The organism is Rugamonas aquatica (assembly GCF_009380215.1).
GTDB lineage: Bacteria > Pseudomonadota > Gammaproteobacteria > Burkholderiales > Burkholderiaceae_D > Rugamonas > Rugamonas aquatica_B.
Genome location: NZ_WHUG01000009.1, coordinates 151,957 through 174,856 on the forward strand (window position 1 = coordinate 151,957; position 22,900 = coordinate 174,856).

The following is a 22,900-nucleotide window of genomic DNA, read 5'->3' on the forward strand; positions in this document are numbered from 1 at the left end:
TTGGCGCAGCGTCGCCGGTCTTCATCAAATCAAGCGCCCGACCGGCGCCAGAGTAGCCGTATCTTTTATGGAGAACACAGCATGAGAATCGCTAATTTGAGCATCGGTGTCCGCCTTGGAGCTGGATACTCCATTCTTCTTGTATTGCTGGGTGCCGTCGCGCTGCTTGGCACCGCAGGTATGCGCTCCTCTAACGCAGCGCTGCATCACATCGTCGCCGAGAATGTCCATAAAATGGATTTGCTGGATGACATGGAGACTTCGGTGCATATCGTAGCGCGTGTGGAGCGCACGATCGCGCTGCTGGACGACGAGGCAACCGCCCGTGTTGAGCACGTCAAGATCGATCAGGCCCAGGCGCGCTATGAGGCCGCTTTCGCGGCCCTGCAGGATATGCCACTCGATGCCGCCGGAAGGGATTTCCTTGCTCGGATCCGTCAGCATCAAGCCGCGGCCACCCCGCTCAACGAGCGCTTCATGGCATTGGCCAAGATGGATAAGGCGGCGGCCGTGGCATTGCTGCTGAAGGAGTGCGGGCCAGAGACGGCGCGGTGGCAGGCGGCGCTGGCTGAGTTCGTAAGTCTGGAGGAGGAAAAGAACCAACGTGACGAAGCCGAAGCCGCAACCGCGTACCACGACGCCATGCTGTGGATGCTGGTGCTGACGGCAGGCGCGATCTTGTTCGGATCCCTAATGGCCTGGTATAGCACGCATTCAATCACCGGCCCGATACGGGCTGCCGTCAAGGTGGCGCAAACGGTCGCGACCGGTGATTTGAGCAGCCGCATCGATGTGGTTTCCGGTGACGAGACCGGGCAGTTGCTGCAGGCACTCAAGAACATGAACGATAGCTTGGTCGACATCGTCGGCCGGGTGCGCGGTGGTACGGACGCGATCGCCGCCGCGTCGAGTCAGATCGCCCACGGCAATCTGGACTTGTCGGCGCGTACCGAGCGCCAGGCTAGTGCGCTGGAGGAAACGGCGTCATCGATGGAGGAGCTGACCCGCGCGGTGCGGCAAAACGCCGGTAACGCGCAGCAGGCCAATGCGCTGGCGATACAGGCCTGCGACGTGGCCGCGCGCGGTGGCGCCATGGTGGCCCGGGTGGTGACGACCATGGAAACGATCAACGCATCGTCAAGCAAAATCACTGACATTATCGGTGTTATTGACGCGATCGCTTTTCAGACCAATATCTTGGCGCTGAACGCAGCCGTTGAGGCGGCGCGGGCCGGCGAGCAGGGACGCGGCTTTGCTGTCGTTGCCGCGGAGGTGCGTAGCCTGGCGCAGCGCTCGGCCGCCGCTGCCAAGGAGATCAAGGTGTTGATCGACGATTCGGTGGCGCAGGTTAGCGTCGGCACCGACCTGGCCGGGCAAGCCGGTGCGACAGTGCGGGAGGTGGTGGTCAGTATTGAAGACGTGGCGGCCATCATGGGGCGGATCGCCGTCGCCAGCCAGGAGCAGACCGCTGGCATAGGTCAAATCAATCAGTCGGTTACACAGATAGACGAGGTGACGCAGCAAAACGCGGCGCTAGTGGAAGAGATTGCCGCAGCGGCTGGTGCGCTGCAAGACCAGGCCGACGCACTGGTCGGTGTGGTTTCGGCATTTGATCTAGGACAGCCCGTCATGGAGGACACGGCGCCGGTCGCGCGTGCCGCCCGGCGACCTCCAGCTTTGAGGCTGATTGCAGCGCCGCCCCATGCCGTGGGCGGCGGTTGCTAAGGCCGCCCGATTCATTATTTTAACTAGCGAAAGTTATTCATGCATTCATCAATTTCAACTGAAGCGCGTTATACCTTGGGCCTGGTGCTGTGTTGTGCTGACCTCGACACTACGATGCAACAGATCGAAGGCCGCAACTACCTGATTAGTCGACGCGGCGGTGTATTCCATGTCACACGGGTTCCAGCTGCGACACTGGGCGCGCGATGCCGGCGCGCCATCGGCGATTTTTTTGCCCGTGGTTGGTATGCCCCGACGCGAGCGCGCTCGTACGCTCAAGTGCTCAATCACCTGGCGCAGCCAGTGGGCTGCGGCCTCGGAAAACTTGAGTATCGAAAGCTCATGCTACTGGCCTCTGGCCTGAAGCATGATCAGGACAACGAAGAAATCGTCAAGCAGATAATTGACCATCTTAAGATATCAGCTGGTGCGCGCGGCGAAGGGGTGATGTTGCTGCTATCGCTGCCGGAATTGATGAGGCATCAAGGCATTAAGACATATATGGATCACTGTGTGGATGATTGGTTGAAAGCCCTCAACGGTCCCTGTTTGAATAACTGGATGGAAGCGATGAAACGCCCGGTCGCTCACGTCATCCTGAACCATATCCTTGACCGCGTAAAAAACACCCCCGGGTATGCCGCAGAGCATAGCGCTGTCATCATACTCTTGACCCATCACGCGCAAGACAGCGCCAGTCCGGTCGGGGAACTGGGTGCAGCGCTGCAGCTAGCCTACGAGGCGGCGCTGCCAGCGTCGCTGAAGAATCAACGCGATCAATACGCAATCCAGCATAAACTGCAGCCCGGGGATTTATTTATTTTATTTGGCGATCAGGTTTTCAATGGAGAAAGGCCGGTTGCGTTGGTCGCGCGTTCTTACATCGATGTCAACTTGCGCGAGAAGGGCAAGGACGTCATTGAACCGGGTCATAGCCTATGGCCTCAGGTGATATCGCAGATGAATGGTCAAGCGCAATCGCGGGCGTTTGACGCCGCATCGCCTGAGTTTAAGCTATTTCCCATGCTTGCGGACGCGTACGCGGTACACGACAGCAGGGCCATAATTAACGATTTGCTCGGAATCGTGGGTATCAGTCAAGACGATGCATGTTTTTCTGAGATCTGGAAAAAGATGGGCTTGTCTGATCCGAACGCGATGACCAGACCTAAGCACTTTACAGGAAGCTGCGATGAATTGAACGTTGTAAAGAACTGGGCTAACGGACGTGCGCAGATGCTGCAGCAGATAAAAATGGCGTTTCGCAAGCGTGTGCGTCAAGTTCATCATCATACTGCCGCGTTAGGGGCGTTCGCCAGTCTGCTTCTCCGCCTGTCCTGTGCGATGAGCACGAACGGCTTACCTTTAAGGCATTTGCTACTTCGCGGAGCCCGTCTTGCGCAAATGCTGAGAAACGATGAATTCGGGGACACTGTGGGTGCCCCGGTAGTCCCGGGTGACTTTCTAAACTCTTGGAGCGAGTGCAGCATTGAAGCGGTGACCGCGTGCGCGGACGAGATCGATACATGGCTGGACCGTAATGTTGGACGAGACCGTAAGCTGGTCAATAAAATGCGTCCCCCGCATCTGTACCCCGCACCAGGCCAGGCGGCCACCTCCTGAGCAGTAGCGCCGGACGGCGTTTGCCCTGTCCGGCGCGTGGTGCGCAAGCTTGCGCTGTGGCGTGAACCTCGCGTCTGCCGCCGTTACCAAGCGTAGGAGCCGGCTGTCGGCCAGCATGAAGGAATCCGCATATGAATACCCTCCCTATCCCCACCGGCCTGGCCGAGTTAAGCACTAAAATTGCCGTCGATCTGAGCGAGTGGGCCACGTTTGGGCGCGTCGATTTGCGCGTGGATGCCTACCCGCGCGTGATACTGCGGCGCGGCGCCGCCGGGCGCATCGAGTTCGAGCTCCACCTCGGCGCCCTGCCGCGCCTCGGCGGCGAACGCGAGCAACTGCTCGACCGCATCATGCTGCGGGTCACCGCCGGTGCGCCCCTGCGCGGCGCAGCGCCGGTACTGTCCGCCGACGGCGAACAGCTGCTGTTGCAGGCTTTGGTGCGCGACGAGCACGGCGCGGCACTGGAGCGTGCGCTGGAAGATTTTCTCAACGAAGCGGATTACTGGACGGCGCTGCTGCGGGGGCGCGTATGAACGCGATGCGTTGGTTGCGCCGCTGTGCCGGCCTGTTACTGCTGAGTAGTTGCGCGGCGGCGCTGGCAGCACCAGCACCTTGGCCGGCTGCGCCATTTCAGTACTTCGCCAAGCAGTCCCCGCTGGAACAGGTGTTGGACGATTTTACCCGTGCGTTCGGCCTGCGTCTGGAGTTGAGCACGCAAGCCGAGGGGCGCCTCAACGGCGATTACGCTTCGGCCACCCCAACCCAGTTTCTCGATACGATGGCGGCCAGCTATGGCTTGACTTGGTATTACCATGGCGGCGTGCTCTATGTGGCTAAGGCCAGCGAGTCGCTCAGCCGCAGCGTGCGCGCCGGCAAAAACGAGGTTGGCACGCTGAAGGCTGCGCTCGTCAGCCTCGGCGTGTTCGACAGCAGGTTTGGCTGGGGCGAGTTCCCCGAGCGCGGCATGGTGATGTTGTCGGGGCCCCCCGCGTATGTGAAACTGGTGATGGCGACCATCGGCGAGTTGGGTATGGGTCCGAAAGTTGGCTTAAGCGCGGGCGAAGAATTGCGTGTGTTCATGCTCAAGCATGCGCGCGCCGAAGACCGCACCTTCACCTATCGCGACCAGCACGTCGTGACGCCTGGCGTGGCGTCCATCCTGCGCAGCTTGGTGGCAGGCCAGAGTAGCCAGGCCGCCATCGGTACCAGTACGGCGACGGTGACCACTGCGCGGCGCTCTGCCGGCGATGGCGAGCGTAAGCCAATCGAGGCCAAGGGCAGCGCGACCGAGTCGGCTGAGTCGGCTCCGGGGCTGGGGCAGCGGGCGGTCATCGAGGTCGATCAGCGTCTCAATGCCATCATTGTGCGCGACACCCCCGAGCGCATTAACGCCTATGGTGAATTGATACGCCAGCTCGATGTCGCCACTCCGCTAATCGAAATAGAAGCCATCATTGTCGACATCAACAGCGATCAGACCGACAAGCTGGGCTTCAACTGGAACGCCCGCGGCAGTAAAGGCGCGCTGGGCTTTGGTGATACGGCCAGTGCCGTGGCGACCTTGACGCTGGCCAAGGGCGATCCCGCCGGCACCGCGGGCTACTTCCTGGCACAGGTGGATGCCCTGGCCAGCAAAGGCCAGGCACGGGTATTGGCGCGGCCGTCGGTGTTGACCGGGGATAATCTGGTGGCCGTGCTCGACCTGTCACAAACGCTGTATATGAGCGTGGTCGGCGAGCGAGTGGCCGACGTGGTGCCTGTGGCCACGGGCACTTTGCTCAAAGTGACGCCGCGGGTGATCGAGCAGGGTGGCCAGCGGATGGTGCAGCTGGTCGTCGATATTGAGGACGGCAGCGTAGCCGGCCAGGGTAAGACCTCGCCGACCGTGGTGCAAAGCAACATCAGCACCCAGGCGGTAGTGCGCGAAAATGACAGTCTGCTCATCGGTGGCTACACGCGGGAGAGCGATACCAGTGCTACCGACAGCTTGCCGTTGTTAGGCAGTGTGCCGCTGATCGGCGCCTTGTTTCGGCATGAAAGCCAGGCGCGTACCCGGCAACACCGAGTGTTCCTGATTCGCCCGCGCATCGTTGACAATCCTGCCACGCTGCCGTACGCGCCCGATAAACCAGTGCTGCCGGCCACGCTGGCGCCGCCCCTCGCGGGGGACGACGCCAGCGGTGCGACGGCGTCACCGCCTGCGGCGGTGACCGAGCCTATTGCAGCGCCGGCGCCGCTCGCCGAGGCGGTGGCGCCAGCGCCATCAACGATGCAGGCCGCGCTGCAGGCGCCAGGCCGGACCGCCACCGACGCCGCCAGTGCAGCCGAGCGCGCTGCGGTGTTGGCGCAACTGGAAGAGTGGGTGCATGCATGGGCTGCGCGGGACGTGAAGCGCTATCTAGTGTGCTATAGCGAGCACTTCCAGCCTGCAGGAAGTCAGTCGCGCTCGACGTGGGAAGCGCAACGGCGCCGCCGGGTCGGTGGCAAAGGATCGATACGGATCGATGTGACCGAACCCGAGGTCTTACTGCAGGGCGATACCGCCCGCGTGACCTTCTGGCAGCAATATACGGCAGGGAAGGTGTTTGAACGCACCCGCAAGACCCTAGTGTTCAACAAGCAGCCCGATGGTTGGAGAATCCAGCAGGAAATGACGGGGCCGCCGTAAGCCCGCCATCGCGGGCGGGCCGCAGCGTGGCGTCTGCGGCCGCAGGTTCGGCTTATTCTGGATAGTAGTAGCTTGTATCGCCGCGCAGCTGCTGCGATATGCTAGGGGGGTGTACCGCCTGTTGCTCAGGTGCGGCGACCGGCGTGGCCGGACGGGTGGGGACGGCGTGATGGACGGGCGCCGGCGTCGCCCGAGGGCGTAACTGCTTTTCCGTCGCCTTGATATCGCGCCCCAACGCATGGTTGATACTCCTGACCACGGTAAAGTCGCCATCCAGCGTACTTGGCAGGTGGGCCAGGATGAGCGCGTCGCCTATTTTGTCGATCGCAGCTACCTGAGCGGGGAGATCAAGGGCGCGTACTAATGCGCACAGTTGGATGAAGGCCGAGGTGGCGCCGGTGGGGATGGACGTTTGGGTGCAAAAGAGTGCCACCGCGTCGCTTGCCAAACTGCTCAGCTTGTTCCAAAGTTCCTGAAAACCATCCAGCGTGATTTGATATTTTTCGCAAGTCTCCTTGACCAGCAGAAGCTGGTTAGATGCCGCGAACAGCTGGCTCGGTGCCGGCGCTTCTCCCAGCAACTCCCGTGCTTGGCGCATGTGGCTGGCAAGCGTGAAGGCTTGGGCTACCGGCTTGGCGCTGAAGGATAGATCGCCATGGGGAATCGCGGCCAGCATCGCACGCGTATCCACCTGGGGAAACTGGCGCAGGCCATCCAGTACCGTAAGTATGATCGCCGTTTGCGCCTGTTGATCTTCGGTTCGACCGTAGGCGCGCCGCGCCGCCCTGTCCATTTTTTTTAGTTCGTTGCGCATCGCCGTCGGCCCGCGCCGGCACAGCAGCTCGCCGCGCCCGCCATCGCTTCCTCTGAGCTGCCGATAGCCGCTCTGCGCGACGCCTTGCCGCGGACTGGCCAGGTTTGCTCTGCCTAGTAGAGGGCGGCTAGGTGCGGTGTGCGCAGCCGCGTTGCGGGCGCTGTCGGCCGTCGCGGTCGCCGCGCGGGAGGACAAGGAGCATCCCTGCGTTTTGGGTGGAGGCAGGGAGCGGCACGCAGATAATCGGCTCCAGGTCTGGGCAAGCAATCGCATCATTTTTAGTCTTTCGTCGTGGATCGGAACGGCGCGAATGACAAGGCGCCGCAGATGAGTGGCGGCGCCATGATGTTTAGTTCGGGACAGCGTTGATGGCGGCGTGGGGGCGTTTACGGCTTACTCCGGTGTGCCGTGGTGGCGGATAGTCCTGGGTGAGCAGCAACGGGCTCGGTTCGGATGCTGTCGTGGTGCGCGTACGCAACGCGATCACTCTGGGATCGCGTCCAGTTTTGGCTTCCCGGTAGGCGGCCGGGGGCGCAGCAGTCACGCTGTACATTGCCAGGATGTTCGCCGGCAGAACATGAGTTCTGATCAAGACCTCCTGCGATGCTTTGGCGCTGTTCATGCCTCGCCCCGCCAATGAGGGAAACACGGCGACGGCCTCGGCCGGGTTGGTCATGTCGTACGTGGTGCCAGTCTTTGGTTTTTTGAATTTTACGATCCGCCCACCCGATCCAGCCCATGCCGCAGCGACCTTACGGCTACGGGTAGCCGAGATCCAGGGGCCTTTGTCCTTCGCGCGCGAACCTGAGGTAATGTGCTGGGCAGCTGTCCGGCGCGGATCATGTTCCGCCGGCGGCCACAGGCCGCGTTCCACCGGCTTTTCGGTCGGTCGCAAGGCCCGGTAGAGTATGTTCGGATTCTCGCTGTCGGATTCGCCATCGGAGAGTTCGTGGCGTTTGCGCGTCCGTGGTAGGCTAATCGGCCGAGGCACCGGGAGGCTGGCATGGCGTTGCAGGGACGCGGGGCCGACAGGTGCCTGAACATGTTTTCTCATGCCGCTCACATTGCTGTGAACGGGTACAGAGGCCGGAGCGCGGTCTGCAGTCTGTGAATGTGTTGGCATCTTCCCCAGTATCTCATTTGAGCTTGGCGCTGATCCGTCTTTATCGAATGGATCGGGCTGGCCAATCGGCTGAGGCACCGGGAGGCTGGCGTGGCGTTGCAGGGGCGCGGAGCCGACAGGTGCCTGAACATGTTTTCTCATGCCGCTCACATTGCTGTGAACGGGTACAGAGGCCGGAGCGCGGTCTGCAGTCTGTGAATGTGTTGGCATCTTCCCCAATATCTCATTTGAGCTTGGCGCTGATCCGTCTTTATCGAATGGATCGGGCCGGCCGATCGGCCGAGGCACCGGGAGGCTGGCGTGACGTTGCCGGGGCGCGGGGCTGACAGGTGTCTGAACATGTTTTCGCATGCCGTTCACATCGCTGTAAGCGGGCAAAGTGGCCGGCGTGCGGCCCGAAGTCTGTGCGGGTGTTGGAATCTTCATCTGTCTCTTAGCTGAGGTTGGTGCCGACCCATCTTTAACAAATGGATCAGGCCGGGTAAATAGGTAGACGGAAGCGGGGGCAGTCAAGCCCCCGTTTTAGCCGCTGCCGTGTAACAACGGAGCTGGCTCCACCCAGCTTCGTCAAAAAAGTGGGCTGCGCGCGGACGAATGAGCAAGTCGTACTGATGGTGAAATCTTAGTTCTCCAGTACGTCGCGCAGATCAGGCAGCCGCCCTTTGATTGCCTCGCGTGCGCGGAACAGCCGGCTTCGCACGGTGCCAACCGGTAGCTCAAGCATCGTGGCCGCCTGGTCGTAGCTCAGGCCATCAATCGCCACCAGCATGAAGATTTGCTGCAGATCAGGCAGCAACTCTCCAACCTGAGCAGCGAGCTGTTCCATTAATTGCGCGCGTTGCGCAAGCACCTCGGGACCGTCGGCACGGTCAGGCAGGGTTTCCAGTACGTCGTCGGATTCATATTCGCGCACTCGGTGTGGCGCGCGGTTCAGATAGTTGCGCACCAAGTTCATTGCGATCCCATACAGCCAGGTGGACATCTTCGATTCCCCGCGAAAGCTGGCCATGGCCTTGTAAGCCTCGACGAAGGTTTGTTGCGCGATGTCTTCAGCGTCTGAGCTGTTGCCGATGTTACGCAGTACGAAACGGTATAGATAGGTTTGATGCTGCTTGACCATCGCGCTGAAATGCTGATCCAAGCTTTCCCCAGAAGGCGTTGCTTGCTCTGGTTTGCTATCGCTATCGATAGGCGTCATTTTGTCAGCGTTCATGGCTGATCGCCTTTAGTCGACGCAGGAGCCTGCGTGATCAACAGGCGCTCCAGCAGCGCTACGCCTTCAGCGGGCGACAGCGGCTCCCGGTTGCCTTGAGAGGCCTCACTCAGCGCCGATCGGAACAGCACATCGATCTGCTTAAGCCTGGCGGGCGATAGGGTGGCTACATCCAGGCCAGCTTTGCCGCACGCAGTGCGGAACGCCGGAGTCAAGGCCGTCGCTGAGCAATGCAGTTCAAGAAAGAAATTGATGCCGCCAAAAGTGTCCTGCTGCGATTCGGCCATTCGCACCGCTTGGCCTATTGTGCTGGTCTGAAGGCGCCCTGAGGTCAGTTCGGCGTGAAGTTCATCTGCCACGGCGTTGGTGATGCGGGGGCCGTATTCCGCCGTCAGCGCGCCGACAAAGCGTTGTGCAACCTGGTATTCAACGGCATCGCTGTCCTCGGGGCGGATCCAGGCCACCTCACGCCCACTGGATGTGTGACCGACGGCGATGACTTGCGGCTGCCCGTCGCTGCCCGCGACAAGGACGACTTCTTCGCCCTGGTGCTGAATTTGAACGAAATCTGCCAAGGGGATGGAACGGCTGGTATCGATGGGCATAGCGACTCCTAAAAGTTATGGCTGCGCGTGGTGTGCGCCGCGGCTCAGGCGAGTTGTTCTAGTGCGGATTCGAGGTCGGCGCAAATCAAAAATAATGCATTGAGCCCGCTCATCGCGAAGATTTCACTGATATGAGGACGCAGTGCACACAGTACCAGTTTGCCGTCCTGAATAAGGCGTACCTTTTTACCCGCGATTAAAGCGCTGCGCATGCCTGCACTGCTGATGTAATCGAGTTGCGAAAACTCCAGTACCAGCTTGTGAGCTCCGCAGTCGAACAGCGCGCCTATCGCTTGGTCGAACGCCCCGGCGGTAGCGCTGTCGATGCGTCCTTGCAGTCGGACAATGTGGATGTCATCGCGAGTTTCTGTATGAATATGCATATGCCCTCGTTCTTAAGTGAGCTGCGGCGACGGCAAGCTTGCCATCAGGTGGGGCTCCTGTATCAGGGTAAGACCTCATAATTTTATTATATAGTGATCGATGCAATGTAGCGAGAATTTAGGCCGGGCCTGCCGACGTTGCCATAGCGATGAGCCAAGCAGCGGACGTGTGGCAGAGAGCGAATGATTGTCTTGCACCGCAGCTGCAGGGCTGTGTGGCCGTGGCTGGCGGTTTCCTTATTCCGCGCGAAATTGGACGCTGCCTAAAAAGCTTTAAGCGTGGCAGCGTAGGCAACCCCACCGCGTGAGGTATTGATGTCAGGCGCCACCAAGCAGCAGATGTCCCTGGATAGCCTTGAGCAGATCATTGCCTGCTAGGTGCAAACTTGACGCTGGCACTCCCTGGTTGGCCAGATAGGACATTGCTTGTTTGTGATGCTCGTCATCTGCCGGTAATTCCAGATGCGATGCCAGAACTCTGGCAGCGGCATACTCGCCATTACGTAACGCACTGTTGGCCACAAGCATTTGCTCCAGCTCATTGGGCGGCAAAAGATTGTACTGCTTGATGTCCCTTGCCAAAGTGTCGACCTCTGCCTTTGCGCGCTTCCGTTCGTCGCGCCAGTTCAGCATTTTTATCGCGCCGGCAATGAGGGCTGCCCCGGCGAACACGGCCGCACCAGCCAACAGCAATGCACCAAACGTCAGTGCACTGCCTACGCCGTAAATTAAACCCAGCATGATACCGCTGGCCACAACCGTAGGCGTGACGGCCAGCATAAGATTTTCGCAGAGGCGTTCGTCGCGCTCTTTTGCCTTTTTCTTGGCATTCATTCGTGCCAACTGGACCGTGTTGGCGAGATTTTTGTAGAGTGCCTCGATGCCCTCGGGGGCCGGAAGCGGATGGAGTGCAGGCTTTTCCGTTCCGTGCATATTTGCGATCGTCGATGCTTCTGCAGTGGGTGGCGTCAGTCGTTCCGCTGATTGCTGCGCCAGTATCACTAGCGTATCTTCCTCGTCCTCTTGCTGTTTTTTGGCCAGTTTTAGCTGCTCAAAACGCGCGTGCAGCACATCAAATTCCTCAGGTGTGTACTCTTTTACTATACCGTCCGGAGTTTGATTCGGGAATGGGTAAGCGTCAAACGGCGACCAGTTCGCTGCTTGTTTGTTCGAGGCGGCTTTGCATGCAGCCTCGAGGCTCTCGAAAATTTCGTCTGAATCGAACGGCAGTTTGCAGTCCGCCTTTTGCTCTGGAACTGGCGCCGGACTGGCTGTCTGTTCGGCTTGCGCCGTCAGGTATTGCTTGGACGTCGGCGCTACCTTTGCCAAACTCTGGCTGACGACCGCTGAGACTTTTCCTGCTTGGCGGGGGAACAGGGTAACTCGACGGCATGACATGCCACCAACACTGTTTTCAAAGTGAGGTATTATCGTTGCTACATAGGGGCCGAAACTCGTGGCACTTATTGATGCGCGGGAGGTGTGTGTGGAATCGTTATACATAATATTTTCGAGGTAAGTACATGTGAGTATGCCTGGCCGACAGCGCACGCAGTTTCCATGGTCTGATTCATGTGGTTAGCTTAATACCTAGTTGGCTTGTTATATGCAAGTTCAGGTAAAGCTATAAGATGCGGCGCTAGTCGCTCTTATCGAGTAGGCCAATAGTCGGGGCGAGGGGCTTCGGAAAGGGGGCGCCTGTGTTTGTCCGGTATGGGGCATAGTGCGGGGATGAACCGCGGCGACTGCTGGTGGTAATCTGGCTCATAGTCTTGGTATAGTTAAATGAACGAAGATGTGGTATCAATATAGTCACACCGCGTCTTTTGTAACCGCATCGGTGGTTTGGTTCCGTTGGTGGCAAACCGCCTGGATTTTGATGATCAACAAGGGCCCCCTCTCTGCAGTTCGGTCTGAACAATTGATCGGCGGCTGAATTTAAAGAAACGATGAAACACCACTAGTGGGATTTACAAGATTTCGCTAAAATAGGGGGCAATTCCTTGTAAATTACCGAGGGGGATGGGATCAAAAATCAGTCGGAGCGCAAAGCCACGACATGTTTCGCTAGCGCCTGGATAAGCAGGTGGACCTGCAGCATCGTTTGCCAGACTGGTCTAGCACATCGACTGGTAGGTCTTTGAGCAGAAATGGGTGTCCCACTTTCCATCTTCGCGCGGCCGCCTAGCCACGCCAATCCGCCTAATTGCTGGCCTGCTCTACTTGCAGCACACCTTTGCTTTGTCGAATGAGGACGTGGTGTGGGCTTAGGGCGAGACCCCATACTGGCAGCTGTTCTGCGGCGTGGCCTGATTTCTGCATCGACCACGGATCGATCCCAGCTCGTTGCCCCGCTAGCGCTTGTGCATCGGGTATGGGATACTGCCTCATACCTTTACCATCAAGGCCGCAGATGGCGGATTGGTGCTGCGCCAGAACTACAACCGGGAAGCACACAAGCTGGCCGAGCAGATCAGGTGCTACACTTACGCCAAGCAATGCAAGCGCATGATTGCCAGCCTGAAGGAATTGGAAACGGTGGTCGGGCGCGTATGGCGCTACGTTGAGCGACAAACGGCGAAGTTGCCCGCAACCTTGCAAGGAAAAGCGGCCGACCTGCGGGCCTGGGTCAAGCGACTACTAACACAGAAACAGCGCGACAAGAACAAGTTGTACAGCCTGCACGCCCGTGAAGCTGAGTGCATCGTCAAGGATAAATCGCGACAGCCTTACGAATGCGGCGTAAAGGTCTCGATTGCCACCACCCACAAAGAGGGTCTGGTGGAATCACCTAGGCTGCATCGTTTTCACAGTCGCTTGCGTGGCTGGTCTGGGCAATCTCAGCAGCCCGGACGGGCTGCTGGCGTCAAAAAATGCCTAGATCCCAACCTCCTTCAAGTGGACTAAGCGCCGCAGGTTGGCCGCGTCGAACACGCTTCGCTGGCACCTATCCTTATCCAGCGCTCCTTGAAGGCCCAGGTGTTTGTGTGGTCTGGAATCTAGCTGAAATGCCGTCGACCCGCGAAGCGTTGAAAGCTCAAGTGGTCCAACAGTTGCGATTTCATCTGTTCGCCCGACAAGTGGAATAGCGGCCGGATCAACGGAGTTCGCACCATCGCTGCGGTGGGAAACGGCAGATGGCGAGGGATCGCGTCCTAGCGAGTGGTGTATGGATCTGGTGCTGAGTTTGACGCCTGGGCTTGAGCAATGGCGAGATGGCCATCGTGATTCATGAGTAGGTTGAGGTTACCAGTCCTTATCACGTCGACACAAACGACGCGCGCCCCCTTGCAGGACTTGACGTAAATAGCATCGATCCGGAGGTAAGGCCAGTCGGCCTTGATGGGGCGATTCAGGAAGGCGTGAAACCGCTCGTCGATTTCTTCGCACAGTCGTGAAACCTGGCTCTTGGACAAGCCACTCATGCCCATGGCCGTCACCAGTCCATCGAACGAACGGGTTGAAATGTCTTGGATATAGGCTTCCTGGATTACCGCCGTCAAGGCCTTCTCGGCAATGCGGCGAGGCCTCCAGAAATCCCAGATAGTTCGTGCCGGTGCGAAGTTTGGGGATCTTAAGGTCTACTTTGCTGGCACGGTTTCGTACACCCGATCACGGTGGCCATTGCGGCTATTGATGCGGTCATCGATACGCTCGCCGTAAGCCGCCCGGCATAACGCCTCGGCATCCATTTCCATGATGGCGTTGCAAAGCATGCTGCAGCCTCTGGCAAATGAAATCTGCATCTGCTCCCTTTTCGGCAAGCTCAGAAAGTGCAATAGTGGCGGTGGTCATTGTGTGAATCACTCCGGGTTTGAAGGAGGCTCCAACATTTGAGAAAATGGAGCCACCATGAAGAAATCAGTTCAATATTCCCCCGAAGTGATGGAGCGCGCCATGCGCATGGTCCAAGGAGCCGACAGCGAGTAAGAGTCTCAGTGGGCGGCCATCACCTCGATCGCAGCCAAGATAGGCTGTACATCCGAAACTTTGCGCTGTTGGGTGCGCCAACGTGAGCGCGACACAGGCCAGCGCGAAGGCGCCACAACGGCTGAAAGCGAGCACATCAAGGCGCTGAAGCGCGAAAACAAGGAACTACGCAAGGCAAATGAAATCCTGCGCCTGGCCCATGCGTTTTTCGCCCAGGCGGAGCTCGACCGTCGCTTCAAATCGTGAAAGCGTTCATCGACCAGCACCGCCAAGCGTATGGGGTCGAGTCGATTTGCAAAGTCTTGCAGGTCGCTCCGTCCGGCTACTGGCATTACACCATTTCGTGGGACACCATCTTGCCGCTGCGCGATAAGTGCCAGCCCAGCAGTTCTCGGATGTGGCATTCGATCACCAAGGCCAAGGTCGCCCAGCCATCCTTGCCCACCCAGATCCGGCACATACCCGTTGGACACCGTTCGTTGGGTGCTTGGGCCACGGAGGCCAATACCTGAATGCGCGGCCGTTTACCGATGGCCCGTTTGCGCACCTACCATCCCTTGAGCTGGAAAATGCGTTGGACGGTGTTCTTATTCAGCCCTGCAGGTAGAAGGATGGCGAGGCACGCAGGACCGAGAAGCACGGTAAGTCCTAATTCGGCTACCAGCTCTCGGCCTATGCCGGCAGACGTTACAAGCTGACACGCAAAATTAAGACCAGTACCGCCAGTGAACGCGAAAGCGCGCCTTTAAGGGCAATGCTGGCGCATGCACATCCAGCGCAAGTGAAGCAAAGACAAAGCCCTGCCTATGTTTTCATTGAGAGGAAAGAATCACCGGCAACTCCAGGCTTTCTGATCCATAAGTTGCTTTTATGAAGCCTATATGGTCATCAATTTTATTTCGCAATTTTTTCACCTCAGTGTCATCACACTCTTTAAACGATTTTCTCAAAATTTCAATGTTATTTATTTCCTTCAACAAATCACTACACTGAACGGCACTTATTTCAATGCAAAGAATTGAAATCAAATTTTTATCGAATGCAATCAACGAGGTTTTGATTTTCCCCATGTCAATCGAATTAGAAGGCTGTGCAACTTCTGCAAATAATTTTTTAGTTCTTTGGAGCGACCAATACAATTTCCTTATTTGGCACCACGTATAAAATTTACGAAAAGGCTCCGTAAGGTCACAAAAAAAATTCCTACTCCGACCAGGTACCGACGTCGCTCTGCCTCCCGTCAACGACCTGATGTTCTTTTCCCTCTTTTTATCTGCTTTCTTAAGACGAGAAGAAAAAGAAGAGCTGCATTGTGCTTTGACGTTTTTTAACAGGCGGCTCCTATTTCTGACAGAATTAACGGTGGGAGGTAGGCTATAAAAAATCTTAGAGTCCATTTTCATTGCAATTTTCGCATTCATATTACTGGTTGGTAAAACAATATTTTTCTATTTAACCGAACTCGCGGCGAAAGCTGACAACGAGGATCGCTCCCTTCTACCAGCTTTGCGAACGCATACGCCGTCTTGCCCAAGTAAAACGGAGGCCCCGGTCATCACACTCATTAAAAGTGTATCGAGCGGCTGATGATGGCTGGCGCTCAGGCCTTGGCTAGGTCCAGGCATATTGATCAGGTACGCATACTAACGGGACATGCTGCCACCGCGCCCAAGATAAGACCTATTGGCCCAATCCTGGACACGGTCACAGCAAAGGTGACCACGAATTGATATCGATACGTTGGCGCATCCCCTACAGCTTGCGGCACCATCTTGGGCAAGACGCAGTTTCGGTGGTTCTTACTTGCATCATCTTGCCTGGCCAGCTGGCAGGTGCGGTCAGTAGCCAACAAGACCGTCTTCACAAGGATCGCCCCCCATTCTGGCTCTCGGCTGAGGCCAGTAGCGAGTCCTCTAACGGATTCATCCCCCACAGATCTGCAAATGCATCCTCATCCCCCGCCGGGCCCCGGAACACCATCTCACCGTAATTGCGTCGGTCTAGCATGTCGCGCTCCTTGGAACAAAGTTCTGCGCCACTCAGATCGGCTTTCCGCCAGCTTCCATCGCGAAGCGAGCTAACGAAGTTCTTACCAATTACGCGCCTTCGGAGGGGGCATCTCCATTCTGCCCTCTTCATGAATCAAGAGCACTTGACTCTTATCCTTGGTCTCTTGGGCAACATCTTTGCTGAGAGTCTTGAAATTCCTAACATCTGTATTGTTGCATGGGGCGGTGAGGGTAGCCGGAGTTGCCTCGAACTCCTTGGACGTGGATAAATCAAATGTCGCTGCCCTCCGGTGGGCCTGATGTTGCTGGGGCTAATGGAACGACCGTATATGGACTCCTCCTCGTTTGCAAACATTCCGTCTTTGACTTCAGGTACGACTGCTCACGTATATTCGTTCTCTAAGTGCTTTGCCCGTCGTCTGGCAACGACCACAATAGGCTATTCGCACGCTGGTTCTCCATCGCTATTTCGGGCTTGAAGGCCAACACACGTTGTCGGGTTCTACCTTCGCCGGTTCGACCTGTTGACCATCGGCATCATGTTTCGCAATCGTGGTTGAATGCTCCTTTTTCTTACCAACTTCTCGCTGCTTAAACGGCCACCAGCCCCGGCTGGTAATCGGTACCCTTGGTCATTATCGCCCAGGCGATACGTGCCGTCTTGTTGGCCAGCGCGACCGCCGCGATGTTGTGCTGCCTCATCTCGGCGATGTGCGTCACCCAGCGACTCATTCGGTCATTCTTGCTGCCCGCCATTCGTAACACTGGTCAAACGGCGCACCAACGTCGTTGGCATCTTTCCCATCGAGCGCGCCATCATCCTCCCGTACGGCGCTATCATGTTGGAGCAGCACCATGAATGGTCTTTATAGCGGCGCGACATGCAGCCCAAAGGCTTGCAGTCGCTATATGAAGATCAGCCGGCGCGGCTCTTTACCGTGATTAGCTGAGCAGGAGCCCAAGAATCACGACTCATACACCACGCCCCGGGACACGATCGATTTCCTGATTCAAACCTGCTTCGGGTTCAGCGTCGAGGTAGTCCAACAACCGGAATTTTATCCGTTCATTCGATAAATCCCGATTAAGCGTTATACCACTCGTCAAGCTCAACCCTGAAAGAGCGCATTGCGGTACAGAGTAAGCAGCAGACGTAAGTCGGTCTGCTCGCCGAGCTGGTGCCAGCCTCGTTCAAGTGCTGCCGCCTCTGTAGGATTAGCTGCTACGGCCGCGCTGCGCTGCAGCAGGGCGCTGGCGTCGTGCAAAGCCTGTTGAAAGCCGGCTGGTGTCAGTAGGGCCTTGTCGGCTATCTGTGGACGTAGTGCGGCGAAAACATAGTCGCGCAGATTGGGCCGCGCCAGCAATTTGTCGAGCTCTGCCGTGCTGGCGCTGTCGGTTGGCAGTAGCCGCGTGGTAGCCGGTAGGGCAGTCTCGTTCTGCCGGGTGTGCGTGATGCGGTCTATGCCTCGTTCAAATTTGATGTCCATGTGCTTAGCCTTGGAAGTGGATTTGGTCGTGCAGGTGTCCCAATAGTTCACATGCTTGTTCAAGCACATGCAGGCGGAATTCCCGTGCCTCCAGCTGGGTTGTAAACACCAAGTGGCCGTCGCTGGTCAGGCCGGCGCGCACGGGCAGGTGCCAGCCCTGGCTCAGCCGGCACAGGGTGAGTGCGCGGCACTTGGTTTCCAGCTGGTTGCCCGCCGCCAGCGGAGCGCTCAACATCAGCAGCACGCCAGTATTGCTGGCGTGAAAACTCAAACGTCGTTCGCGACCGAGCCGTAGTGACAGGGTGCCGGTAGCGTCGGTGGCCAGCGCGTCCATGCCGATGCTGCGTCCGAACTCTTCTAGTGTCGATGCAATCATCGGAGTCATTGCGCCTCCGTGGTTATGACAGGATCGAGCGACTCCTCGGCAATGGCGCTGTCCAACGCCTCTTGGGCGGCGGCAATGATGTTGTGGCGGGCGTCGCGGTTGAGAAAAATCTTCTCCGGCAGTATTTGTTTGACTAACTTCAGCGTTCCGGTCAGCAGCATGATGCGTGGGGGATAGTCCCTTGTCGCGTGCTGGTCGGCGATACCGGGGAAGCGCTGGTCGTCGACCCAATTCTCGACGCTGGCGGCGACCACGTCCTGCAGCAGTGCACCCGGCTCCAGTGTTACCTTGTACTTGGCAAGCAGGCGCCCAGCCAGCGACTGACAATCGTCCAGGCCGGTTGCTAAAACCCTGAGGAGGTACAACTCCTGCAGCACTGTATGCAGGCGGATGGGGTCAACGGAACAGCCTTCGATGGCGTCGAGGTCGGCGTCCAGCGCGCGTATCAGACTGTTTATCGCGGAACGGTAGTCCGCCACGCCGAAGCGTTCCAGGGCACCTCTGAGCAAGCCGCACAGATTGGCTTCGCCCAGCACTGCATCGCGGTAGCCGTCCTGGAAGTTGGCGATAGCGGCGGCGTTGCCAGCGCCAAACTCGGAGGCGACGCCGACAGTGTTGAGGTCGGCATCGATATGGCTGCCAGCGTCGCGATGCAGGTCTTCGAACGCTTCGCGCACATCAGTCAGTACGGCGCTATGACCGCCCTCTCGGGTGAGTGTGTTGGCAGCATAGGCGAGCGCGAGGAATTGCTCGGTGACGCCGGCGAACTGCTCGTGCGCCAGTTGGCGCGCGCCACCTCTCTGGCCGTTACGATGGCCCCGGCTTTTTAGCGTGTCGACAAACTGCTTGAACTTGTCGCGTTGTTCGCGCTTGCCCACGGCCTGCAGGTAGTGGTCGATCGCTTCCGGCGGCGGCAGCGCCAGCACGCGTCGCTTGCTGATTTTTCGTTCATGTAACTTATGTGGTTCGGTGCTTTCGTGTGCAAAGCTGATCTCTTCGGCGGCGTTGCCTAGTCCGTCGCTTTGTTCGACGGTGATGGTTTCTCCGCGCCAAACACCTGTCTGGGGGCCTTGGGCTGGGGCCGACGCGTCCGGCTGCTCGGTTTGCAGTGCGCTCGCATTGCTGGAAATCGGAGTGTACATATACGCGTGTTCCAAAAAAGCAGAAGGTGATAAAGACGATGCGGCAGGGCGCAACGCCTGCCGCACTGTAATAAGGCCCGGTTACGCTAGAATGAAATTGTCCAGATTACCGTTGGGGGTGGGGGCGCCGGAGCTCGCGAGGTCATCGCCGCCGCTGGCAATGCGGCTGCGCCAATGTTCGGTTTGTGCAACCAGGTTCTCCAGCGCCTTCATGGCGCCGTCGATATCGCTTTGCTCGTCGAGCGCAAACCACAGCAGCAATTCGTCGCGTACCATGTCCAGTGCCGGCGAACATGGGCCAAGTTCCGCGCCGAAGAGGTTCGCCGACAGCAAGTCGGCGAATACGGTTTCGCGTTCCTCTCCAAGCGGTGTGATGCCCAGCGTCGAGTAAACCAGCAGGCGGTCGCCGCTTTCGTCGTGTTCGAAGTCCACCGGCAGCGTGTTATCGATCATCAGGCGGGCCAGGCCTGCCTGGTCCAGTGTTAGGGTAATGCCTAGTCGTTGGCCAAGCTCTTGGACTAAATTCTGGGGGGTCATTGCATCTCTCCTTGTGGGGGGGGCGAAGGCCGGCGGCCATCGCATTGGGGCTTGCACGAGCCATGCTTTCCGGCTGCGCCGGGCGCAGCATGCCCGCGCGTCGAGCCTGCCCAGGATGAGTGGCGCCGCCGCGCATTTAGTTCCAGGAGTATGGCTGCGAATCCAGCGGTGGAACGAGGATCGTGTCGCTGTTACTAAGCGCCGGGCACTGCCCAAGGGGCGGAGCTTGCTACCGGCGGAGCGTACGGCGCGCGACCGGTGGCTCTCATTGCAACTCTATCCAAAAAAGGTGAAAAAATTGAACGTGATGACATCGATATCTAGCCTGGTCCGCAGCGGCTGCAATTCATTCGGTCTGCTACAACAGGCGCAGGCCGGCGCTGTGTCTGGCAGCCTGCGAGGGTGGCCGGCGGCCCCCGGGTCTTATCTGGTGGCCCGCATGATAGCTCGCCATGAGCAATCGGGCGCGCAGGGTGCGTTGCAGCCGAGCTTGCGTCGGTTCGCCGCCGATCTGATGGCGGCGCCCATGCAGGATGATGTTGTCGGCGCGGCGCCGGCGGAGTACGCCTCGCGCTTGCACTCAGCGTTGGCGCAGGCGCGCGCGGCTGGTGTGCCCGTTGCGGCGATACGCTCGGCGCTGACCGCCATGCCCCTCGATTCGTCGCAATGGGGGAAGATTGAGCTGGCTTGCCAGGCTGTAGGCCATTGGGATGCTGATGTGCTGTATGTGTTGCGCAACAAGGCTGCGGAGCGGCTGATTGCCGACATCGAGAGTCTTAATGCGTCATCGCGCGAAGTACTGTTGCCCGTGCTGACGCTGCTAGCGCAGACAAATTGGGTCGCAGCAGATGTCGACAGCAGTAATTTGCGCGCCGAACTCGGGCGAGCGAGGGAGTTGATGCGCCCGGGCGGTGCGGACAAGGTGCTTGCCGCCTTTGATAATTTGTTGTCGCTCATGGATGTGGTGGGCAGTGACCTCAGCGTGCAGCAACGCATCGCGGGCAATCAACACCTGATCCTGGTCGGCCAGAAAAATTGCGCGGACGGCCGTCGGGCGTTTGAAGAGGCGTGTGAGCGGCAAGAGCGCTGGGATTCCGCCGAGCATGCCAAGCAACGACGCACTAGTGCCGAGGCAGTGCGGAAAATTCTATCTATGTGCATCGCCTAGTCTTACTGTGTCATAAATTCAGTCTTGCTATGCCACTGCAGCATGGTCAGCGCTGCAGTTGTGCAGCGATAACACTGTCGATGTGTGCGCAGCGTCGTGATCGAGTTAGATACATGGCGTTGCGCTCGTCTGACTTCCGCGAGAAACATAATCGTCGGGTAAGCCATTGCCCCCCCCAACGTCACGGACACTTCCTCTAGGCACATTTTAGATTTTCAAATCTGTACTGGACTGAGATAGCCGATGGTGAAATGGCGTCGACGTGGATTGTAAGACCTTTCTATGTAGTCGAACACGTCCGCACGTAAATCATCTCTTGTCCGATATCGACCAGCAGGGTGGAGAACCAAGCCGCCGGCGGGGCCTGCGGCAGCTCGATGCTCCAACCATTCGGGCCGTACAGTTTCAGCGCGGGCGCCGCCGGTGCTGCGCGGCGCACCGTAACCGGCAGCCTTGTCTGAACGCGTGTATTGCGCCCGCGGCGAGGCCAAGAACCGTATCAAGGAAGCACAACTTAATATGGAGGCGCGTCAGCTGCCTCAAATTCCAGGCCAATGGCCGCATTCGCCCACACGCTGATGATCAACCTGCGCCGCCTCGCCTTGGCCGGCACCGAACGGGTGCGCGCCTGCGGCGGCGATCCACGTCAAGCTGTTCTACTCAAGATCGGCGCCCCCATTGTGCACAACACCCGGGAAGTACGCATGATGCTCGCCTCGCAGCATCCCTTGCAGCACGTCTTCATCGGCGCCGCACGCGCACTGGCTCCGTAGATGCCGACCAGTGCTGTCCAAGGCACGTGGTAAACAATGTGGGGTAAGGGAGATTGCGCTTGGTGCAGCCGCCTTGCACTAAATTCCTACCGATATCCGATGATTTGCGCGCCACGACCATCTATCATCCGATTGTCGGTCGTGGAACTACTAGGCGAAATATCCGGGCTAGGCGGCTTTCACCAGCTTTACTTCGAACAGGGGCTCGCCCACTACCTTGGCGGAGAAGGGACTGTTCGATGATAGAACGAGGTGAATCTTGGCACTGAACCAGCTGGATGGATCCAAACGGGCTACACCTGCTTGATCCTGTTCAGCGAGGCTCCCTCCCTCTTGCTGGTAATGTGCAATTATCTCTGGGCCATTTTCACCTTTAATGATCTGAGTGAAGAATCGTTCGACGCCGTTAGATGGCGAGACGACTCCATGCGGAACTCCTACTATTTTTGCGTCTTCGCATGTTTTTGCTAGCGCGAGTACTATTCCAGAAAACGCGGTTTGCGCGGCGAACAAGGAAAGTGCTGCCGCCTGGGTTGCATTTCCATCGCACAGTGCGATCAACTTTTCTACACCATCCCCGATGCGGATCATTCTCGTGTTTTCATCGACTTGTGACCAATTACTGTAATCGATTAACGGGATGCCTCCGTCCAATTCGATTGGAATGCCTCGATTGGCGTCGAGGACAAACGCTTTGGCGGCATGCACTCCCTGTCTTAACGTAACAAGCGTGAGCTCAGTCTCGCTTGGAGCCTGTTCCATTATTTTCTTTGCCTGCTCCACGATGTTGGTAGGCACCCGGATTGTATTTTGTATGGGCGGCAGTTCCATGCCGAACACTTGGCGCAGGGTGTGACGCATTAGCGGCGCGCCGACCACTTCGGATGCTGTCTCGAACAAGCGGGGGGCGGCCGCCAGCCTGGTTTTGATCTGTTCCCTTAACCCCGAGCGTTGCTCGGCGGTGTAGTTTTTCGTCAGTGCTGGCAAATTCCTCCAGACCGTGTCAGCACCATCAAATATCGTCAGCGCCGCCAAACTCTCTTGCAAGGCCTTGCAGTGAGAACTCATCATCCTTTCATTCCCCTCACTTAGCGCTGTCAGCAATCCATTCATGGATGCCTGGAGGGTGTCCTGTGCCTTATGTCGAGTGCGCTCTTCCACCGTCATTGCCAAATTCATCAGAATGCGTGCGCAATCTGGCTCAAGACTCAGATCCTGCTTGAGGCAGTTGTCAAGTGTCGTTGCTAGTTTTTTTAAGTCTGACAGTGTCATGCCTTGGAGCTCGCCCCCCGGGCAGAAGGGGGCAGATTTGGCC

19 protein-coding genes, 8 pseudogenes and 1 other annotated feature are annotated in these 22,900 nt (G+C 58.2%); of the genes and pseudogenes, 10 read left to right on the forward strand and 17 right to left on the reverse strand.

Going from position 1 to position 22,900, the window contains the following annotated elements:
- Nucleotides 1-81: 81 nt before the first annotated feature.
- The 4 genes from GEV02_RS33715 to sctC all read left to right on the forward strand — a co-directional run bounded on the left by GEV02_RS33715 (nt 82) and on the right by sctC (nt 6,016).
- Nucleotides 82-1,725, forward strand: coding sequence for a methyl-accepting chemotaxis protein (locus tag GEV02_RS33715; RefSeq protein WP_152839980.1), 1,644 nt, complete (start codon nt 82-84; stop codon nt 1,723-1,725).
- 39 nt (nt 1,726-1,764) lie between these two features.
- The gene (locus GEV02_RS21290) at nt 1,765-3,348 is read left to right on the forward strand and encodes a hypothetical protein (RefSeq protein ID WP_152839981.1); all 1,584 of its coding nucleotides are present in this window, start codon (nt 1,765-1,767) and stop codon (nt 3,346-3,348) included.
- 131 nt (nt 3,349-3,479) lie between these two features.
- The gene (locus tag GEV02_RS21295; RefSeq protein ID WP_152839982.1) at nt 3,480-3,881 is read left to right on the forward strand and encodes a type III secretion system chaperone family protein; all 402 of its coding nucleotides are present in this window, start codon (nt 3,480-3,482) and stop codon (nt 3,879-3,881) included.
- The gene (gene sctC, locus GEV02_RS21300; RefSeq protein ID WP_152839983.1) at nt 3,878-6,016 is read left to right on the forward strand and encodes a type III secretion system outer membrane ring subunit SctC; all 2,139 of its coding nucleotides are present in this window, start codon (nt 3,878-3,880) and stop codon (nt 6,014-6,016) included. Before GEV02_RS21295 ends, sctC begins: the two co-directional genes overlap by 4 nt.
- Nucleotides 6,017-6,068: 52 nt before the next feature.
- On the opposite strand, the gene GEV02_RS21305 is transcribed toward sctC, so the two are convergent.
- From GEV02_RS21305 to GEV02_RS21330, 6 genes are all read right to left on the reverse strand, one after another.
- A complete protein-coding gene (locus GEV02_RS21305; RefSeq protein ID WP_152839984.1) occupies nt 6,069-6,830 on the reverse strand; it encodes a hypothetical protein in 762 nt (253 codons plus the stop codon).
- Nucleotides 6,831-7,179: 349 nt separating this feature from the next.
- Nucleotides 7,180-7,884: a hypothetical protein gene (locus GEV02_RS21310; RefSeq protein WP_152839985.1), complete on the reverse strand. Its 705-nt coding sequence runs from the start codon at nt 7,882-7,884 to the stop codon at nt 7,180-7,182.
- A gap of 691 nt (nt 7,885-8,575) precedes the next feature.
- Entirely contained in the window at nt 8,576-9,166 is a 591-nt protein-coding gene (locus GEV02_RS21315; RefSeq protein WP_152839986.1) for an RNA polymerase sigma factor, read from the reverse strand.
- Nucleotides 9,163-9,771, reverse strand: coding sequence for a hypothetical protein (locus tag GEV02_RS21320; RefSeq protein WP_152839987.1), 609 nt, complete (start codon nt 9,769-9,771; stop codon nt 9,163-9,165). Before GEV02_RS21320 ends, GEV02_RS21315 begins: the two co-directional genes overlap by 4 nt.
- Nucleotides 9,772-9,815: 44 nt before the next feature.
- The gene (locus GEV02_RS21325) at nt 9,816-10,154 is read right to left on the reverse strand and encodes an STAS domain-containing protein (protein ID WP_152839988.1); all 339 of its coding nucleotides are present in this window, start codon (nt 10,152-10,154) and stop codon (nt 9,816-9,818) included.
- A gap of 318 nt (nt 10,155-10,472) precedes the next feature.
- Nucleotides 10,473-11,657, reverse strand: a complete 1,185-nt coding sequence (locus GEV02_RS21330; protein WP_152839989.1) for a hypothetical protein — start codon at nt 11,655-11,657, stop codon at nt 10,473-10,475.
- Nucleotides 11,658-12,332: 675 nt separating this feature from the next.
- Between GEV02_RS21330 and GEV02_RS33840 the strand changes: the two are divergent.
- Both GEV02_RS33840 and GEV02_RS21335 read left to right on the forward strand, forming a co-directional pair.
- A pseudogene (locus tag GEV02_RS33840) lies at nt 12,333-12,509 on the forward strand (transposase); the annotation flags it as partial.
- A gap of 48 nt (nt 12,510-12,557) precedes the next feature.
- Nucleotides 12,558-12,950, forward strand: a pseudogene (locus GEV02_RS21335) (IS5/IS1182 family transposase); the annotation flags it as partial.
- A gap of 203 nt (nt 12,951-13,153) precedes the next feature.
- Here the strand turns inward: GEV02_RS21335 and GEV02_RS33845 are convergent.
- Nucleotides 13,154-13,303 carry a transposase gene (locus GEV02_RS33845; protein WP_408014862.1) on the reverse strand — a complete coding sequence of 50 codons (150 nt, stop codon included), beginning with the start codon at nt 13,301-13,303 and terminating at the stop codon, nt 13,154-13,156.
- A gap of 6 nt (nt 13,304-13,309) precedes the next feature.
- Nucleotides 13,310-13,900, reverse strand: a pseudogene (locus tag GEV02_RS33420) (transposase).
- Between the two features lie 106 nt (nt 13,901-14,006).
- Here GEV02_RS33420 and GEV02_RS21355 point away from each other — a divergent pair.
- Nucleotides 14,007-14,410: pseudogene (locus GEV02_RS21355) on the forward strand (IS3 family transposase); the annotation flags it as partial.
- Nucleotides 14,285-14,401: a sequence feature (AL1L pseudoknot), on the forward strand. Its footprint overlaps the pseudogene before it by 117 nt.
- 5 nt (nt 14,411-14,415) lie before the next feature.
- Here GEV02_RS21355 and GEV02_RS33590 read toward each other — a convergent pair.
- From GEV02_RS33590 to GEV02_RS21370, 3 genes and pseudogenes are all read right to left on the reverse strand, one after another.
- The gene (locus GEV02_RS33590) at nt 14,416-14,544 is read right to left on the reverse strand and encodes a hypothetical protein (RefSeq protein ID WP_268878656.1); all 129 of its coding nucleotides are present in this window, start codon (nt 14,542-14,544) and stop codon (nt 14,416-14,418) included.
- A gap of 352 nt (nt 14,545-14,896) precedes the next feature.
- The gene (locus GEV02_RS21365; protein WP_152839994.1) at nt 14,897-15,487 is read right to left on the reverse strand and encodes a hypothetical protein; all 591 of its coding nucleotides are present in this window, start codon (nt 15,485-15,487) and stop codon (nt 14,897-14,899) included.
- Between the two features lie 1,197 nt (nt 15,488-16,684).
- A pseudogene (locus GEV02_RS21370) lies at nt 16,685-16,825 on the reverse strand (IS110 family transposase); the annotation flags it as partial.
- A 35-nt stretch (nt 16,826-16,860) separates the two neighbouring features.
- Between GEV02_RS21370 and GEV02_RS33895 the strand changes: the two are divergent.
- Nucleotides 16,861-17,043: pseudogene (locus GEV02_RS33895) on the forward strand (IS256 family transposase); the annotation flags it as partial.
- A gap of 159 nt (nt 17,044-17,202) precedes the next feature.
- Here the strand turns inward: GEV02_RS33895 and sctX are convergent.
- The 4 genes from sctX to GEV02_RS21390 form a co-directional block, all read right to left on the reverse strand.
- Entirely contained in the window at nt 17,203-17,580 is a 378-nt protein-coding gene (sctX, locus tag GEV02_RS21375) for a type III secretion apparatus assembly protein SctX (protein WP_174999245.1), read from the reverse strand.
- Between the two features lie 4 nt (nt 17,581-17,584).
- Nucleotides 17,585-17,965, reverse strand: coding sequence for a CesT family type III secretion system chaperone (locus tag GEV02_RS21380; RefSeq protein ID WP_152839996.1), 381 nt, complete (start codon nt 17,963-17,965; stop codon nt 17,585-17,587).
- Nucleotides 17,962-19,107: a type III secretion system gatekeeper subunit SctW gene (gene sctW, locus GEV02_RS21385; RefSeq protein WP_152839997.1), complete on the reverse strand. Its 1,146-nt coding sequence runs from the start codon at nt 19,105-19,107 to the stop codon at nt 17,962-17,964. Before sctW ends, GEV02_RS21380 begins: the two co-directional genes overlap by 4 nt.
- A gap of 81 nt (nt 19,108-19,188) precedes the next feature.
- Complete coding sequence (locus GEV02_RS21390; protein WP_174999247.1) at nt 19,189-19,644, reverse strand: type III secretion system chaperone; 456 nt, start codon at nt 19,642-19,644, stop codon at nt 19,189-19,191.
- A gap of 268 nt (nt 19,645-19,912) precedes the next feature.
- Between GEV02_RS21390 and GEV02_RS21395 the strand changes: the two genes are divergently transcribed.
- Nucleotides 19,913-20,812, forward strand: a complete 900-nt coding sequence (locus GEV02_RS21395; protein ID WP_152839999.1) for a hypothetical protein — start codon at nt 19,913-19,915, stop codon at nt 20,810-20,812.
- 215 nt (nt 20,813-21,027) lie between these two features.
- Here the strand turns inward: GEV02_RS21395 and GEV02_RS21400 are convergent.
- Nucleotides 21,028-21,138, reverse strand: a pseudogene (locus GEV02_RS21400) (IS3 family transposase); the annotation flags it as partial.
- 127 nt (nt 21,139-21,265) lie between these two features.
- Between GEV02_RS21400 and GEV02_RS21405 the strand changes: the two are divergent.
- A pseudogene (locus GEV02_RS21405) lies at nt 21,266-21,585 on the forward strand (transposase); the annotation flags it as partial.
- Nucleotides 21,586-21,753: 168 nt separating this feature from the next.
- Here GEV02_RS21405 and GEV02_RS21410 read toward each other — a convergent pair.
- Nucleotides 21,754-22,857, reverse strand: a complete 1,104-nt coding sequence (locus GEV02_RS21410; protein ID WP_152840001.1) for a hypothetical protein — start codon at nt 22,855-22,857, stop codon at nt 21,754-21,756.
- Between the last annotated feature and the right edge of the window lie 43 nt (nt 22,858-22,900).